Here is a 15260-nt window from a genome sequence, read left to right on the forward strand (position 1 = left end):
CCTGACACGATGCGAGACGAAGAGGCGACATGGGACCCGATGAACTGGTGCGGATCTCGCACGTCGCGCGCCGGCACTACCTGGACGGGCGGACGAAGATCGAGATCGCCGACGAACTCGGCCTCTCCCGTTTCAAGATCGCGCGGATGCTGGAGGATGCGCTCGAGCAGGGGCTGGTGAAGATCACGATCGAGGCACCGGACTCCCTCGATCTCGACCTGTCCATGCAGCTGCGCGCCCGCTTCGGTTTGACGCGCGCTCTCGCGGTGCTCACTCCCGGCACCACGCCCGACCTCATCCAGGATCGGCTCGGGCGCGCGGCCGCCGACCTGCTCAGCGAGATCGTCACCGAGGGCGACGTGCTGGGGCTCACGGCCGGACGCACCCTGACCGCGATGGCCGGACACCTGCGCACCTTGGCGACGTGCGAGGTGGTGCAGCTCGCCGGCGTCGCCGCCCCCACGCCCGAGAACGGCGTCGAGGTGATCCGCCAGGTGAGCCGCATCTCGGGGGGACGCTCCCGCGCGATATTCGCCCCGTTGCTGGTCGAGACCGCCGCCACCGCCTCGGCCCTGCGTCGCGAGCCCGGCATCATGGAGACCTTCCGCCGCTTCGACTCGGTGACCAAGGCCGTCGTCGCGATCGGTTCCTGGAGCCCGCCCGACTCGCAGCTGTACGACAATGCCGGGCGCGCGGGCGCGCTCGACGAACTGCTCGCGGCGGGGGTGAAGGCCGAGATCTGCGCGACGCTCATCGACGAGAACGGTGCCGTCGTGGGGTCGGTGGCCGAGCGGTCTCTCGCGGTATCCACCGAGCAGCTGCGCCGTATCCCCGAGGTGATCGCGGTCGCGGGCGGCACCTCGAAGACGGGTGCCGTCGCTGCCGCCCTGCGGTCAGGGATCGTCGACTCCCTGGTGACCGACGCCGCTCTCGCCCGGCGCCTGCTCGAGGCCGCGGTCTGAGCAGGACCGACCTGCCCGCTCAGCGGCGGACGGGCTCGTAGCGCCGCAGCTCGGTGGAGGCGCGCACCACGCGGCGCAGATCGCCGAGACCTCCGTGCACCGCGCTGTGCGCGCGGGCCTGCACCAGGATGTTGCCCATCGACGTGGCCTCCGACGGCCCCGCGACCACGGCGCGCCCCGAGCGGTCGGCGACGGCCTGCGCCAGGATCGACGACTCGGAGCCGCCGCCGACCAGGTGGATCACCCGCACGTCCACACCCGAGAGCGCCGCTGCTTCGTCGACCTGTCGGGCCACGAACGCCCCGAGACTCTCCAGCACCAGCCGCACCACGGCGGCGCGGTCGGTGGGCATGCGTCCGCCGGCCTCGGCGACGAGTTCCGCGATGCGCGCGGTCATCTGCCCGGGGCGCAGCAGGCGAGGGTCTCCGGTGTCGATCGGCACCCCGGTGCTCGGGGCGGCGTCGGCACGGGCCAGCAGCTCGCGACGGGCGGCGGTGCTGCGCGCTCCCCAGCCGTCGAGCCCCCATTCCCGCATGCACTCGTTGATGATCCAGAGCCCGGCGGCGATCCGGAGGAACCGCACGGTGCCGTCGAGGCCGAGCTCGTTCGTGAAACCCGCCTCGCGGGCCCGGTCGCTCGTGATGAGGCGATCGACCTCGACACCCGTGAGGATCCACGTGCCGCACGACACGAAGGCGAAGTCCTCGTCGCGCGCGGGGACGGCGATCACGGCGCTGGCGGTGTCGTGCGAGGCGACGGCGGTGATGTCGGTGGCATCCCCGGGCGCCAGGATGCCGCCAGCCACACGCCCGGTCACGGTGCCGGGCGCGACGATCTCGGGGAAGATCCGCGCCGGCAGGCCCAGCGCGTCGATCCGGCCGGCATCCCAGCCGGCACCGCGGGGGAGGGCCAGGCCGGTGCTGGAGACGTTCGTCGCCTCGGCGACCTCTTCGGCGCCGAGCCAGTGGGCGAGCAGATCGGGCATCAGCAGCATCCGCTGCACGGTGTCGAGACGCCCGGCTTCCCGGTCGGCCATCAGCTGGTAGATCGTCATGATCGGGAGGGCGGTGACCCCGGTGTCTCGAAAGGCATCGGCGGCGGGGAGGATCGCGTCGACGAGGGGGAAGCTGCGGTCGGTGCGGGCATCGCGCTGGTGGAAGGGAGCATCGAGCAGGCCGTCGTAGGCGAGCAGCCCGTAGTCTCCCGACCAGGCGTCCACGCCGACACTGGCGAAGGCGGGTCCCTCGCGGCGAAGCGCCGCGAGACCGGCGACCGCGTCGCGGTACAGCCGCTGGGCATCCCACCGCAGTCCGAGCTCGTCCGTGAACGCGCGGTTGCGGAACCGGTGCACCCCGTCGATCCGCAGCCGATCCCCGTCGACGGTCGCGCTCACGACGCGACCGCTGGACCCTCCGAGGTCGACGGCGGCAGCTCGGAAGGTCGCCGAGCCGAGGGGCAGTTCGGGCATGTCCCTCAGCCTAGGGTCCGGGCCTCCCGTCCGGCGGCCCCTCACACGCTGGTGTAACCACCGTCGATGAGGATGCTCTGCCCGATGACGTAGCTCGACCGCTCGCTCGCGAGGTAGACCAGGAGGTCGCCGAGCTCTTCGGGCTCCCCCATCCGCCCGGCGGGGATGCGCCGCACCCACTCGTCGGCCATCTCGGGGTTCTCCGCCACGAAGTCCCTGGTCATGTCGCTGGCGAAGTATCCCGGGGCGATCGCGTTGACGCGGATGCCGTGCGGCCACCACTCGATCGCCGCGCTCTTGGTGAACATCGACACCGCGGCTTTCGACGTGTTGTAGACCGCTTGGGTCTGCGGGATGTTCACCGCGAACGCCGACATCGACGACACGTTGACCACGCTGGCCGGGTTTCCTCGTGCGGCCTCGACGTGCCGGCGCGCGAACTCACGGCTCGTGACGAAGGTGCCGGTGACGTTGACGTCGAGCACCCGCCGCCAGTCCGCTGGCGTGGTGTCGAGGAGGGGCGTGCCCAGCGTGATGCCCGCGCTGTTGACGAGCACGTCGGCCACGCCCAACTGCGCGGCGACGGCGTCGAAGGCAGCCGCGACGGAGGCGTCGGAGGTGACGTCGACGCTGACGCCGATGCCACGCCGCCCCGTCTCGGACTGCAGGGCGTCGGCGGCTTCGGCGACGGTGTCGAGGCGGTCGAGGAGGGCGACATCGGCGCCGGCGGTCGCCAGTGCCTCGGCCATGGCGTAACCGAGGCCCCGCGCCCCGCCCGTGACGACGGCGATGCGGCCGAGAAGAGGTTCCGTGGTGTTTCCGAGCATGAGCAGAGCCTAGCGGCGGCGCTCACCTCACGACACCAGCCGCTCATATGAGCGCACAGAGCGAGGGTCGATGATCGGGGGATCGGCCCCGGCGTGCACACCGGATAGATTCCTCCCATGGCTCTTTCCGGCAATCTCGAGGCGCAACGACGTCGAGACGAACTCGTCGAACTCGCGAACGGCCCGCAGGGCGTGATGATCGAGGCCGCTGCCGAACTGTTCGCGGTGTCGTCGATGACGATCCGACGCGACCTGCTCGAGCTGGAGGCGGAGGGCCGAGTACGTCGGGTGCGAGGTGGGGCGACCGCCGCCCCCAGAGCGCGCCCGTTCGATGCGCGCCGGGCCATCAGGGCGAGCGCGAAGAGGACGATCGCCGAGAAGGCGCTGCGACTCGTCCCGGCTCGTGGCAGCATCGCGCTCGACGCGTCGTCGACCGTCAACATGCTCGCCTCGGTGATCGGTCCGCGCGCCGGGCTCACGGCGTACACGAACTCCTTCGAGTCGTTCCAGGTGCTTCATCCGCTCGACGGCGTGACGGCGGTGATCTCCGGTGGCACCGCGGAGCCCACCACGGGCAGTCTCGTCGGCCCGATCGCCCGTCGGAGCATGCGTTCGGTCTACTTCGACACCTTCTTCTCCTCGGCCGACGCGCTCGATGGCGCCGACGGCACGTCCGAGGTCTCGGTGGACGAAGCCGAGCTGAAGCAGGCGATGGCCGCGAACGCCGGCACCACGGTGGTGTGCGTCGACTCCAGCAAGCTCGGGCGTCGGTCGGTGGCCCGCGCGCTCGAGCGCGACGAGATCTCGGTGCTGATCACCGAGCTCGATCCCGGCGACGAGCGGTTGGATGCCTTCCGGGATATCGCCGACATCCTCTGAATCTCCCAGACGCCCTCGCCAGACACCCCTTCTCCACGACGTCAGTTCGTGTTATCTTTCACAAGAAGTAACAGCACGAGTGCACACGGTCGTGTGCATCGCCCCTGTCTTGGAGAGTCATGACCAACGCCACCGCCGCCGCTCTGATCGCCCGGTCGAACCGCCTCGGCGCCGACCCGAAGAACACCAACTACGCCGGAGGGAACACCTCGGCCAAGGGCACCGAGACCGATCCCGTCACGGGCCAGCCGGTCGAGCTGATGTGGGTCAAGGGCTCTGGCGGCGACCTCGGCACCCTGACCGAGAGCGGTCTCGCCGTGCTGCGCCTCGACCGCATGCGCGCGCTCGTCGACGTGTACCCCGGACTCGACCGCGAAGACGAGATGGTCGCCGCCTTCGACTACTGCCTGCACGGCAAGGGGGGTGCCGCCCCGTCGATCGACACCGCCATGCACGGCCTGGTCGACGCCGCGCACGTCGACCACCTGCACCCCGATTCGGGCATCGCGATCGCCACCGCGGCCGACGGTGAGGCGCTGACGACGAAGATCTTCGGCGACAAGGTGGTCTGGGTGCCGTGGCGTCGTCCCGGCTTCCAGCTCGGACTCGACATCGCCGAGATCAAGAAGCAGAATCCTCAGGCGATCGGCTGCATCCTCGGCGGGCACGGCATCACCGCCTGGGCCGACACGTCGGAGGAGGCCGAGGCGAACTCCCTCTGGATCATCGACACCGCGGCCGACTACATCGCCGAGCACGGCAAGGCCGACCCGTTCGGCGGCGTCCGCTCGGGCTTCGAGGCCCTCCCCGCGTCCGAGCGCCGTGAGCGCGCTGCGGCCCTCGCCGGCACCATCCGGGGCATCGCCTCGACCGACAAGCCGATGGTCGGACACTTCACCGACGCCGACGTCGTCCTCGACTTCCTGGCGTCGGAACAGGCGCCCGCCCTCGCCGCGCTCGGCACCAGCTGCCCCGACCACTTCCTGCGCACCAAGGTGAAGCCGCTGATCCTCGACCTGCCGGCCACGGCGTCTGCCGAGGAGCAGATCGCGCGCCTGCACGAGCTGCACGAGCAGTACCGCACCGACTACCAGGCGTACTACGACGCGCACGCGACGGCCACGTCTCCTGCCATCCGCGGCGCCGACCCGCTCATCGTGCTGATCCCCGGTGTCGGCATGTTCTCCTACGGTGCGAACAAGCAGACCGCCCGCGTCGCCGGCGAGTTCTACGTCAACGCGATCAACGTGATGCGCGGCGCCGAGGCTCTGTCCACCTATTCGCCGATCTCCGACGCCGAGAAGTTCGACATCGAGTACTGGGCGCTGGAGGAGGCCAAGCTGCAGCGCATGCCGAAGCCGAAGTCGCACCAGGGCCGTATCGCCTTCGTCACCGGCGCCGCATCCGGCATCGGCAAGGCCATCGCGACCCGCCTCGCGGCCGAGGGCGCCTGTGTCGTCGTCGCCGACCTCGACGCCTCGAAGGCGCAGGCCGCTGCCGCCGAGCTCGGCAACACCGATGTCGCGATCGGCATCGCGGCAAACGTCGCCGACGCCGAGGCCGTGCAGGCCGCCCTGAACGAGGCGGTGCTCGCGTTCGGCGGCGTCGACCTCGTGGTCAACAACGCCGGCCTCTCGCTGTCGAAGCCGCTGCTGGAGACCACCGAGAAGGACTGGGATCTGCAGCACGACGTGATGGCCAAGGGGTCGTTCCTCGTGTCGAAGGCCGCCGCCCGCGTGCTCATCGATCAGAAGCTCGGCGGCGACATCATCTACATCTCGTCCAAGAACTCGGTCTTCGCCGGCCCCAACAACATCGCCTACTCCGCCACCAAGGCCGACCAGGCGCACCAGGTGCGGCTGCTCGCGGTCGAGCTCGGCGAGTACGGTATCCGTGTGAACGGCATCAACCCCGACGGCGTGGTCCGCGGCTCCGGCATCTTCGCCTCGGGCTGGGGCGCGAACCGTGCCGCGACCTACGGCGTCGCCGAAGAAGACCTCGGTCAGTACTACGCGAACCGCACGATCCTCAAGCGCGAGGTCGTGCCCGAGAACGTCGCGGACGCGGTCTACGTGCTGACCGGTCCCGAGCTCAGCCGCACCACGGGTCTGCACATCCCCGTCGACTCCGGCGTCGCCGCGGCGTTCCTGCGATGAGCGTGCGCGCGGTCGCGGCCGTCGATCTCGGGGCGACCAGCGGCCGTGTGATGATCGGGCGGATCGGGGAGGGGAGGCTCGAGCTCGAGCTCGTGTCGCGCTTCCCGAACGGCCCTGTCGAGCGCGACGACGGTCTGCACTGGGACTTCTCGGCCCTGTACGAGCACGTCGTGGCGGGTCTGGCGGAGGCGGTACGGCGCGAACCGGCGATCGAGAGCATCGGGATCGATTCCTGGGCCGTCGACTACGGGCTGCTCGCGGACGGCGCTCTTCTCGCCGAGCCGTTCCACTACCGCGATTCCCGCACCGCCCGGGGCGTCGCAGAGGTGCACGACATCGTTCCGTTCGCCGATCTCTACGCCCGCGACGGACTGCAGTTCCTGCCTTTCAACACCCTGTACCAGTACCGGGTCGACGAGCGGATCGCGGACGCGGACGTGGCGCTGCTCATCCCCGACCTGATCGCGTTCCTGCTCACGGGCGTCAGCGCGGCGGAGCGGACGAATGCCTCCACGACGGGGTTGCTCGGAGTGGACGACGGGGAGTGGGACACCGATCTCGCATCGCGCATCGGCATCCCGTCGCGCATCCTCCCTCCGCTCATCGACCCCGGCGCGGTGATCGGGTCGCTGCGTCCGGATCTCGCCGCCCGGATCGGCGCCGACCTCCCGGTGATCGCGGTCGGTTCGCACGACACCGCCTCGGCAGTGGTCGCCGTGCCGATGACGTCGCCTTCCGCCGCGTACATCTCGTGCGGCACGTGGGGTCTCGTCGGACTGGAGCTGACCGAACCCGTGCTGACGGATGCCGCACGCGAGGCGAACTTCACCCACGAGCTCGGCGTCGATGGTCGATACCGTTTCCTGCACAACGTCACCGGTCTGTGGCTGCTGAGCGAGAGCGTGCGGGCGTGGGAGGGGGAGGACGGCGCATCGATCGATCTGGCGGAGCTGCTCGCTGCGGCAGCCGCGGTTTCGGATGGGGTGCCGCTGTTCGATGCGAACGATCCTTCGCTCAGCGCGCCCGGCGACATGCCCGCCCGCATCGCCGCGCTGATCCAGGCGGACGGGGCCTCTGTTCCGACGAGCCGTGCGGCGTTCGCGCGCAGCATCGTGGAGAGCATCGCGGCGGCCTTCGCCGCGACCGTGCGGACGGCATCCGCCCTCTCGGGCCGCGAGGTCGACGTGATCCACCTCGTCGGGGGCGGCTCGCTCAACGCGCTCCTCTGCCAGGCCACCGCCGATCGCTCCGGGCTCCCGGTGCTGGCCGGTCCCGTCGAGGCGACCGCTCTCGGCAACGTGCTCGTGCAGGCGCGTGCCCTGGGCGCTGCTGCTGCCGACCTGGAGGGGCTGCGCGCGCTCGTCGCGGCGACACACCCGGTGCGCCGATTCGATCCGCGAGGCTGACGCGACGTCGGGAACGCGGCCGCGGCTCAGAGCACGCGCGTGTTCGGCATCGAGCTCACGGTCGGTCGGGCGTAGGCGCGGCGCCGGGCGGAGATGTCGGTCGGTCGTGCGGCACGCGGAACGCTCCGCTCCACGGCGATCACCTCGAACTCCTGGATCTGTGCGGGGCGCACCGGGGTGAGGTGGATCATGCAGATCAGCTCGCCGCGTTCGGCGGGGATCGACCAGGTGATGTCTGCCGGGGTCGCCGCGGAGACGACCTCGGGCGCGCCGCGGTCGCGGAGCAGCGGGCCCACCTGGGCGATGAGCTCGTCGATCGCAGCTCGGCGCTGGGGGAGCGGGCGGTCGAAGTCGATGTTGTCGGCGAAGATCGCGGCGGCCGTACCGTCGTCCCAGGAGCGGATCAGCTCGTCGGCGGCGGACATCAGCCGATGCGTCTCCGGCCACGGCTGCACGGTGCGGGCGGGGGTGTCGTGGAAGGCGAGGGCGCGGAACAGGGCGTCCTCCGACAGGGCGACCGGGTTGCTCCGGTGGCTGTTGGTGAACACGACGACGCCCTTCCCGGATCCTGCGTGCCACACCATGTTCAGGATGAATCCCGGAAGTCCGCCGCTGTGCGTGACGATGCGTCCGCGGTGCAGGTCTTCGCGCACGAAGAGTCCGAGCGCGTAGCCCCCGGTGACGAACTTCCAGGTGCCTTCGGGGCGTGCCTGGAGCGACGGGATGTCGACCTGATGGATGCGCTGCAGTTCGCGCCGTGACGCCCGGCTGACGACGGCATCGTCACTGCTCGCGGGTGTCGACGCGGGCTGTGTGGCGGCGGCGAGGAAGCGCACCCAGATGCTGAGGTCGTTGATCGTCGACTGCATGCCGCCGGCTGCGGCCATGGCATCGGACACGGCGGGAGGGAACCCCACCCAGTCGCCGTCGGTGTTCAGCGAGTAGCCGACCGCTCGGCGGAATCCCTCTTCCGGTGCGCGGTTGTCGAACCAGGTGCTGTTCATCCCGAGCGGATGCAGGATCTCGTCGGTGACCCAGTCCTCCACGCGTCGGCTCACGGCTTTGCCTACGGCGAGACCGGCCATCGTGAAGCCGATGTTCGAGTACTCGAAGGAGCTTCCCGGATGGGTGCTGTAGTTGAAGCCGGGTCTGATCCGTTCGACCAGCTCCGCCTCGGAGAGGCCCAGGAACGGGTCGACCCACGAGTTGTCCTCGGTGAGTCCGCCGCCCATGCTGAGCAACTGCCGCAGCGTCGGGGCGGCAGCCGGTTCGTCACCCACCGTGCCGTGCCACTCCGGATAGAAGTCGGTGATGGGGGCTTCCAGGTCGAGGAGCCCGCGGTCTCGGGCGAGCAGGGCGCCGAGTGCGACGAAGCTCTTGGTCATCGAGGCGATCGGGAAGACCGTGTCGGCGTCAGGGGCGTTGCCGTCGTCGTCGGCGGTCCCGAACCCCCGGGTGTGCTCCAGTCCGTCGGTGCCGACGAGCCCGTACACGAGCCCCGGCGACTGACCCGCAGCCGTGTACTGACCGAAGAATGCGTCGAGCTGGTCGACGAGCGGCACGACCAGGGTTTCGCTGGACATGGAGACTCCTTTGTTCGGGCGTGCTCTCGCGGCGGGTGCTCTCAAGCAGAACGCCGGTTCGTCTCCACACTCTCGTGCCGGGCGGGCGAAGTCATGTCCGCGGGCACCGAGTGTCGGGGCCCGATGTGTGCGGGCAGACGAAGTCGACGCGCGGACGACTTTTCGGTCCGATAGGTGGGTCCGAGCGGCCGCGATGAGTAGGCGCTCATCCTCACGAAAGGAGGGTCTCTCACACTATCGATGCATCCGGGCGCGCGTCTGTAGGCCGAAGAGGGGACAGCGGGGCAAGGTATGAGTTCCCTATGGTTTACGCATGAACTCAAAATCGTCAATGGCTCGTATCGCAGGAGGGCGGAAGGTGCGCGCCGGATTCGTTGCGCTCGTCGTCGCGGTCGCGCTCGTCTATCCGCAGGCCGCTGCTCCCGAAGCGGCGTCGGCTGCGCCTTCGGACTCCATGGTCTACCCGGCGTCCGGGAACATTCAGTCGAAGGTGGGCGATGGTTGCCGAGGCAACTACCGCAAGCACGACGGCATCGATATCTCGGGCCAAGGTGGCACCCCGATCGTGGCTGCCGCGGACGGCACCATCAAGTCCAAGAGTTCGGGTGGCAGTTACGGCAACCTCGTCGAAGTTCAGCACGCGGGGGGCTATGTCACGCGCTACGCGCATATGGCTTCCGCGACGCCCTTCGCGGTGGGTACGCCCGTCTCTCAAGGAACTCCGATCGGGGTCGTGGGAAATACCGGGAACTCGCCGGCCCTCCACCTGCACTTCGAGGTCTATCGGAACGGTGCGCTCTATGGTCAGATCAATGACAGCTTCACATGTCTGTCGAACGTCACGCGAGGTACCTGGATGCCGGGCACCTTCCCGGGCCTAGGGGGTGCGGTGGCGCCGCCCGTTGACACGGATGGCGATGGAATCCCCAACGTGATCGACGTCTGCCCGGCGTCGCCGGGGGTCAGCTTCTACGAGGGCTGCCCCATTCCGCGATCTGCGAACAACACCGATTTCACGGGCGACGGTATCGCCGATGTGTTCTTCTCGCACCCGAACGGACAGTGGTGGGTCTCGGAGAACGGAACGAGCGCGTGGAACGCAATCAATACGGGAGGGGTAGCGCCGGGCGTGTTGCAGTTCGCTGACTTCGATGGTGATGGAAAGTCTGACGTCTTCTGGCCGGATCCAGCGACGGGCAACTGGTATGTCTCCTATGGGGGAACCACCGCGTGGGCGCTCCTCTCGGCCGCAAACGGTACCCCCGGGCACGAACTGCAGCTGGGTGACTTCAACGGCGACGGTAAAGCGGACGTGTTCTGGGCGAACGCGGGAACGAACCAATGGTGGATCTCCTACGGGGGAAACTCCGCCTGGACGATCACGGCGACGTCGGTTCCGGCAACGAGCCTGCGTATCGCTGATCTCACCGGCGATGGCAAGGACGATGTCTTCTATGCCCACCCGAACGGACAATGGTGGCTCTCCGAGAGTGGGGCGAGCAGCTGGCAGATCATCAACACTGCCGGCATTAGCGCCGCACTTCTGAAGTTCGGCGACATCGATGGCGATGGTAAGGATGACGTCCTGCTTCCGAATCCGGCCACCGGAAACTGGCAGGTGTCCTACGGCGGCACCACCGCGTGGTCGCTCCTGACGAGCGCCAACGTCCCGGGCGAACAGCTTCAGCTTGCCGACCTCACGGGTGATGGAAAGGCAGATGTCTTCTGGCCCAACATTGGTGTCGGACAGTGGTGGATGTCGAGCGGCGCAGCGTCGTCGTGGCAAGCAATCAACTCTGCCGCGGTTGACCATAACCTGCTCGTGGTTCGCTGACCCAGGCGAGCCCCTGACCGCGCGGATTGCGGTCAGGGGCTCGCGTGCTGTGCTCGGCTCCCACGTCAAGTCGCTTGCGTCCTCCGCCCGCCCGTCCGTAGCTCCTACGCCGCCGTCTCCTGCACCGCGCCCCGCGTGAGCTTCGGGATCAACACCGGCGTGTTCTCGCGGTAGGCGATGTAGTCGGCGCGATCGCCCCACTTCTTCTCGGCGCGCGCTTCCAGCAGCGGGACGCCGCTGACCCGGGTGAGCAGCAGGATCACGAACAGCGGCGAGAGCAGCGCGATCCACTGCCACCCGACGAGCACGGGGGCGGCGGTGAGGAACACGCCCACCCAGATCACGATCTCGCCGAAGTAGTTCGGGTGGCGCGACCGCGACCACAGTCCCGTGCGGATGAACTCGTCCCGGTTGCGCGGGTCTGCACGGAATGCCGACTTCTGCGCGTCGGCGACGATCTCGACCACCATGCCGAGAACCCACACGACGATCCCGACGACGGTCAGCCATCCGATGGGTGCGCGGGTGGCGGAGTCCGCACTGATCGTGATCCATGCCGCGGCCGCGGTCAGCGACACCCACGCGCCCTGGATGATCCACACCTGCAGGAACCGCAATGGGGAGCCCTTGATCTGGTCGAAGCGTCCGTCCGAGCCGGCCTTGTGCACGCGCAGGGCCAGGAAGGATCCGAGGCGCACCGCCCACAGCATCACCATCCCCGCGAGGATCCAGCTGCGCGCGTCGGGCTGTGGCGCCAGCAGGACCAGCGCCGCAGAGATCGCGAAGAAGGTAAGGCTGCCGGTGAGGTCGAAGAATCGCTCGGTCTGCAGGAGCATCGCCGGGATGAACGCGATGACCTGGATCGCGAACGCGGCGGCGACGGCCAAGGCGAACAGTGGGATGCCGCCGATCGTCGCGCCATTCTGGCTGCCGGCGACCGCGACGAGCGTGCCGATCACGAGGGCCGCGAGGATCGCGATGACCGAGGAGCGGGATGACTTGGCGTCGGAGGGCGTGGGGGAGGACATGGTGTGCTTTCTGTTTCTCAGAGGTACAGGTCTTCGACGGTGACGGCCGCGCGATCCAGCACGACGCTCCGCTTGAGCTTCATGGTGGGTGTGACGAGCCCGCGGTCGTCGAGGTCGGCGAAGACCACGCTGAACCGGCGCACCTGCTCGCTACGCGCCACGAGTACGTTGGCGGCGTCGACGGCGCGCTGCAGGTGAGCGCGCAGCGTCGGGTCGTCCACCGTGCGGAAGTCGGATGGCGTCCTCGAGCTGACGCTGACCCCCTCGGAATCGGCCCAGGCGCCGGCCTGTTCCGGGTCGAGCACGAGCAGCGCCGAGAGGTACGGCTTCCCCTCGCCGACCATCACCGCATGCGAGACGAGTGGATGAGCTTCGACCGCGCTCTCCCAGCGGGTCGGCACGATCGTCTTGCCGTTCGAGGTCACGATCACGTCTTTGAGTCGCCCTTCGAGGATCAGCCGGCCCTGCGCATCGAGACGACCGAGGTCGCCGGTGCGGAAGAAGCCGTCGACGAAGGCGCCGTCGTCGTGAGCCGGGTTGCGGTAGCCGTCGAACACGCCGATGCCGCGAGCGAGCACCTCGCCCTCGTCGCTGATGCGCACCGTGAGTCCGGGGAGGGGCGCGCCGACGCTGCCCGAGGCGATACGCCCCGGCAGGTTGCCGGTGAGCGGTGCAGTGGTCTCGGTGAGGCCGTAGCCCTCGATCACGGGGACCCCGATGCCGCGGAAGAAGAGCGAGAGGTCGGTGTCGAGGGCCGCTCCGCCCGAGAGGATGTAGCCGACGCGCCCGCCCATCACGGCACGCAGACGCCGGTAGAAGAGGGCGTCGAAGAGGCGGTGACGCACGTGGAGGCCGCGGTCCCTCGCGACGCGTCTGCCGGCATCGACCCGCTCGGCGCGGCGACCCCAGGCGATCGCCGTCGACTCGGCCTTCGCCCAGACTCCCGCCAGTCCTTTGTCGGCGGCCTTGCCCGCGGCGGCCGCCTGGATCTTCTGCAGCACTCGCGGCACGACGACCAGGAACGTCGGGCGCAGCGCGTCGAGGGTGGCGACGACCGTCGAGGGGTCGGAGAGGTGCGCGATGCGCATGCCGCTGGCCAGGCAGATCAGCTGGAGTCCGCGTGCCAGCACGTGGGCGAGCGGGAGGAAGATGACGGTGTTGCCGTCTTCGTTCACGATCTCGCTGTACGCCGCGGCGATGTTCAGCACCTGACCGAGGAAGTTCCGATGGGTGAGGACCACGCCCTTGGGCTCGCCCGTGGTGCCCGAGGTGTAGACGATCGTCGCGGGGTCGTCCTGAGTGGCGGTCGTCCTGCGGGCCTCGAGCTCCTCATCGGTGACGCCGCTGCCGCTCGCGACCAGCGCGGTGAGGGCGGCGGATGTCCCAGCATCCATCGTCCAGGCCCCGATCGTGTCGGAGTCCGACACCGCCAGTGCGTCCTGCAGGAGTGCCGCGTGCTCGGCGGTGCCGCCGATCGCCAGGCGCACACCGGCATCGGCGACGATGGCATCCACCTGCGATGGCGACGACGTGTCGTAGATCGGCACGACGACGGCGCCGGCGAACCAGGCGGCGAGGTCGGCGACGGCCCATTCGTAGCGCGTCGGCGCCATGATCGCGATCGGGTCGCCCGCCCGGATGCCCTGGGCCATGAAGCCCTTCGCCAGCACGCGCACCTCGGCTTCGAAGGCGCGCGTCGTGATCGGCCGCCACGACCCGGAGCGCGCGTCCTCGACCTCGAAGGCGACGTGATCCGGAGCCGAGGCGGCGCGCGCCACGAGCAGGTCGGTGACGTTGCGGTAGCCGTCGAGCGCGGCGAGTGGCGGTGTCGTCGATTCGATCATCGGGCCTTCTCTCGGTCGTGCATACGGTGCGGAGGGCGCACGAATATCGCCCATCGACCGTTGTTCGGAACCGATGGTGATTCGGATGGGATGATCTGAAGGCTCGCGTCGGAGGACAGCGCGGTGCGGAGGACAGCGTGGTGCGGAAGACAACGTGGTGCGGAAGACAGCATGTCGTCAGAACTGTGCGCAGTGCGTCCGCATCCGTGCCCCCGCGCGGAGAGGGCGAGATCATCCTCGACTTCGACGCGGAGGGTCATCTCCTCGGTAGCGAAGTCCTTCGCGCATCGAGACTCCTTCGAGCCAAGACCTCGATCGTTCCGCCCGTCACCGAGGGCCGGTCGGCCTTGACCATCGAAGGTCGCCTTCCCAAAAAACTGTGTCAATCGATATTGTCGCAGTATGGAGGCGGAAGAAGCGCTTAGTTCGTACATGGAGGAACTGCGCCGTGTGGGGCGCCGGCCGAGCACGATACGTGGCTATGAGACAGACCTAAGGGTCTTGGTCAGAATTGCCGCCGAGCACGGAGGCGGGATCGATGGTGACGTGGTGAGCGAGTATCTGGCCTGGCCGACGGCTCAAGCCATCGCCACACGTGCACGGCGACTGTCCGCTTTGCGAGGGCTTCTCCGCGATTGCGGGCGAGCGGACCTCCTGCCTCCTCATGGAGGCCGCGAACGGGCGCGCGCCGAAGAGCCGCCGCGTCGCTCCTCCCGGAACCTCAGGACGGAGATCGATGCCGTGTTCGCAGCGATGCCTCACTATGCAGACCGAGACCAGTTGGTGTTCGGATTGCTTGCTCACCTCGGACTCCGGCCTGGTGAAGTGTTAGCTCTGCAGGTGCAGGACTTTGAGGAAGCATCCGCATCCCTTTACGTGACAGGGTGGGGCGGCAAACGCAGGCGTGTGCTCGTGGACAATCGAGACGTTCTGCTGAGGCTGACCAATCACTTGCGCTTTCTGGCAGTGTCCTCGGGCCCCCTATTCACCGCGTCGGGCCGTGACACGCCGTTGCGCTACCAATCAGTTCAGCATCGGTGGGCGCAGTACTGCGCCACGGCGGGGGTTGACGTTCACCTCACCGATCTCCGGCGCGCGCACGTTGCCGATCTGGTAGCGGGCGGCGTGCCGGAAGCCGTGATCCGTGACCGAATCGGCCAAAGCACGGGGTCGCTTCACAGCGACTTCGTCTCATTCTCGAGCGAAGACAGTGACGCGCAAATCCGTGAATGGCATAAGCGTCGCAACGGCCAGGTCACCGGTGAACACACAC

At 68.7% G+C, this 15260-nt stretch carries 11 protein-coding genes; 5 read left to right on the forward strand and 6 right to left on the reverse strand.

What is annotated here, in order from left to right; translation table 11 throughout:
- Positions 1-29: 29 nt before the first annotated feature.
- Complete coding sequence (locus GLO27_RS12805) at positions 30-962, forward strand: sugar-binding domain-containing protein (RefSeq protein WP_167255213.1); 933 nt, start codon at positions 30-32, stop codon at positions 960-962.
- 19 nt (positions 963-981) lie between these two features.
- Here the strand turns inward: GLO27_RS12805 and GLO27_RS12810 are convergent, their stop codons facing one another.
- Both GLO27_RS12810 and GLO27_RS12815 read right to left on the reverse strand, forming a co-directional pair.
- Positions 982-2430 (reverse strand): FGGY-family carbohydrate kinase, encoded by a 1449-nt coding sequence (locus GLO27_RS12810; RefSeq protein WP_167255215.1) that lies wholly within the window; start codon positions 2428-2430, stop codon positions 982-984.
- A 41-nt stretch (positions 2431-2471) separates the two neighbouring features.
- The gene (locus tag GLO27_RS12815) at positions 2472-3257 is read right to left on the reverse strand and encodes an SDR family oxidoreductase (RefSeq protein WP_167255217.1); all 786 of its coding nucleotides are present in this window, start codon (positions 3255-3257) and stop codon (positions 2472-2474) included.
- A gap of 117 nt (positions 3258-3374) precedes the next feature.
- On the opposite strand from GLO27_RS12815, the gene GLO27_RS12820 reads away from it, so the two are divergent.
- From GLO27_RS12820 to GLO27_RS12830, 3 genes are all read left to right on the forward strand, one after another.
- The gene (locus tag GLO27_RS12820) at positions 3375-4136 is read left to right on the forward strand and encodes a DeoR/GlpR family DNA-binding transcription regulator (RefSeq protein ID WP_167255219.1); all 762 of its coding nucleotides are present in this window, start codon (positions 3375-3377) and stop codon (positions 4134-4136) included.
- A gap of 119 nt (positions 4137-4255) precedes the next feature.
- Entirely contained in the window at positions 4256-6292 is a 2037-nt protein-coding gene (locus GLO27_RS12825) for a bifunctional aldolase/short-chain dehydrogenase (RefSeq protein WP_167255221.1), read from the forward strand.
- Positions 6289-7698: a rhamnulokinase family protein gene (locus tag GLO27_RS12830; RefSeq protein WP_167255223.1), complete on the forward strand. Its 1410-nt coding sequence runs from the start codon at positions 6289-6291 to the stop codon at positions 7696-7698. The genes GLO27_RS12825 and GLO27_RS12830 overlap by 4 nt, the downstream gene beginning before the upstream one ends.
- Before the next feature lie 26 nt (positions 7699-7724).
- Here the strand turns inward: GLO27_RS12830 and GLO27_RS12835 are convergent, their stop codons facing one another.
- Entirely contained in the window at positions 7725-9281 is a 1557-nt protein-coding gene (locus GLO27_RS12835) for a serine hydrolase domain-containing protein (protein ID WP_167255225.1), read from the reverse strand.
- A gap of 313 nt (positions 9282-9594) precedes the next feature.
- On the opposite strand from GLO27_RS12835, the gene GLO27_RS12840 reads away from it, so the two are divergent.
- Positions 9595-11115 (forward strand): FG-GAP-like repeat-containing protein, encoded by a 1521-nt coding sequence (locus tag GLO27_RS12840; protein WP_167255227.1) that lies wholly within the window; start codon positions 9595-9597, stop codon positions 11113-11115.
- 104 nt (positions 11116-11219) lie between these two features.
- On the opposite strand, the gene GLO27_RS12845 is transcribed toward GLO27_RS12840, so the two are convergent.
- The 3 genes from GLO27_RS12845 to GLO27_RS19825 form a co-directional block, all read right to left on the reverse strand.
- A complete protein-coding gene (locus GLO27_RS12845) occupies positions 11220-12143 on the reverse strand; it encodes a DUF1295 domain-containing protein (protein ID WP_167255229.1) in 924 nt (307 codons plus the stop codon).
- A 17-nt stretch (positions 12144-12160) separates the two neighbouring features.
- Positions 12161-13987, reverse strand: a complete 1827-nt coding sequence (locus GLO27_RS12850) for an AMP-dependent synthetase/ligase (RefSeq protein ID WP_167255231.1) — start codon at positions 13985-13987, stop codon at positions 12161-12163.
- Positions 13988-15010: 1023 nt separating this feature from the next.
- Positions 15011-15166: a hypothetical protein gene (locus tag GLO27_RS19825; RefSeq protein ID WP_235045259.1), complete on the reverse strand. Its 156-nt coding sequence runs from the start codon at positions 15164-15166 to the stop codon at positions 15011-15013.
- Between the last annotated feature and the right edge of the window lie 94 nt (positions 15167-15260).

The sequence above is a fragment of the Microbacterium sp. Be9 genome, assembly GCF_011754135.1.
GTDB lineage: Bacteria > Actinomycetota > Actinomycetes > Actinomycetales > Microbacteriaceae > Microbacterium > Microbacterium maritypicum_A.

Coding starts and splice junctions, on each gene's coding strand:
- GLO27_RS12805 (WP_167255213.1), top strand. CDS start 30: ATGGGACCCGATGAACTGGTGCGGATCTCGCACGTCGCGCGCCGGCAC.
- GLO27_RS12810 (WP_167255215.1), bottom strand. CDS start 2,430: ATGCCCGAACTGCCCCTCGGCTCGGCGACCTTCCGAGCTGCCGCCGTC.
- GLO27_RS12815 (WP_167255217.1), bottom strand. CDS start 3,257: ATGCTCGGAAACACCACGGAACCTCTTCTCGGCCGCATCGCCGTCGTC.
- GLO27_RS12820 (WP_167255219.1), top strand. CDS start 3,375: ATGGCTCTTTCCGGCAATCTCGAGGCGCAACGACGTCGAGACGAACTC.
- GLO27_RS12825 (WP_167255221.1), top strand. CDS start 4,256: ATGACCAACGCCACCGCCGCCGCTCTGATCGCCCGGTCGAACCGCCTC.
- GLO27_RS12830 (WP_167255223.1), top strand. CDS start 6,289: ATGAGCGTGCGCGCGGTCGCGGCCGTCGATCTCGGGGCGACCAGCGGC.
- GLO27_RS12835 (WP_167255225.1), bottom strand. CDS start 9,281: ATGTCCAGCGAAACCCTGGTCGTGCCGCTCGTCGACCAGCTCGACGCA.
- GLO27_RS12840 (WP_167255227.1), top strand. CDS start 9,595: ATGAACTCAAAATCGTCAATGGCTCGTATCGCAGGAGGGCGGAAGGTG.
- GLO27_RS12845 (WP_167255229.1), bottom strand. CDS start 12,143: ATGTCCTCCCCCACGCCCTCCGACGCCAAGTCATCCCGCTCCTCGGTC.
- GLO27_RS12850 (WP_167255231.1), bottom strand. CDS start 13,987: ATGATCGAATCGACGACACCGCCACTCGCCGCGCTCGACGGCTACCGC.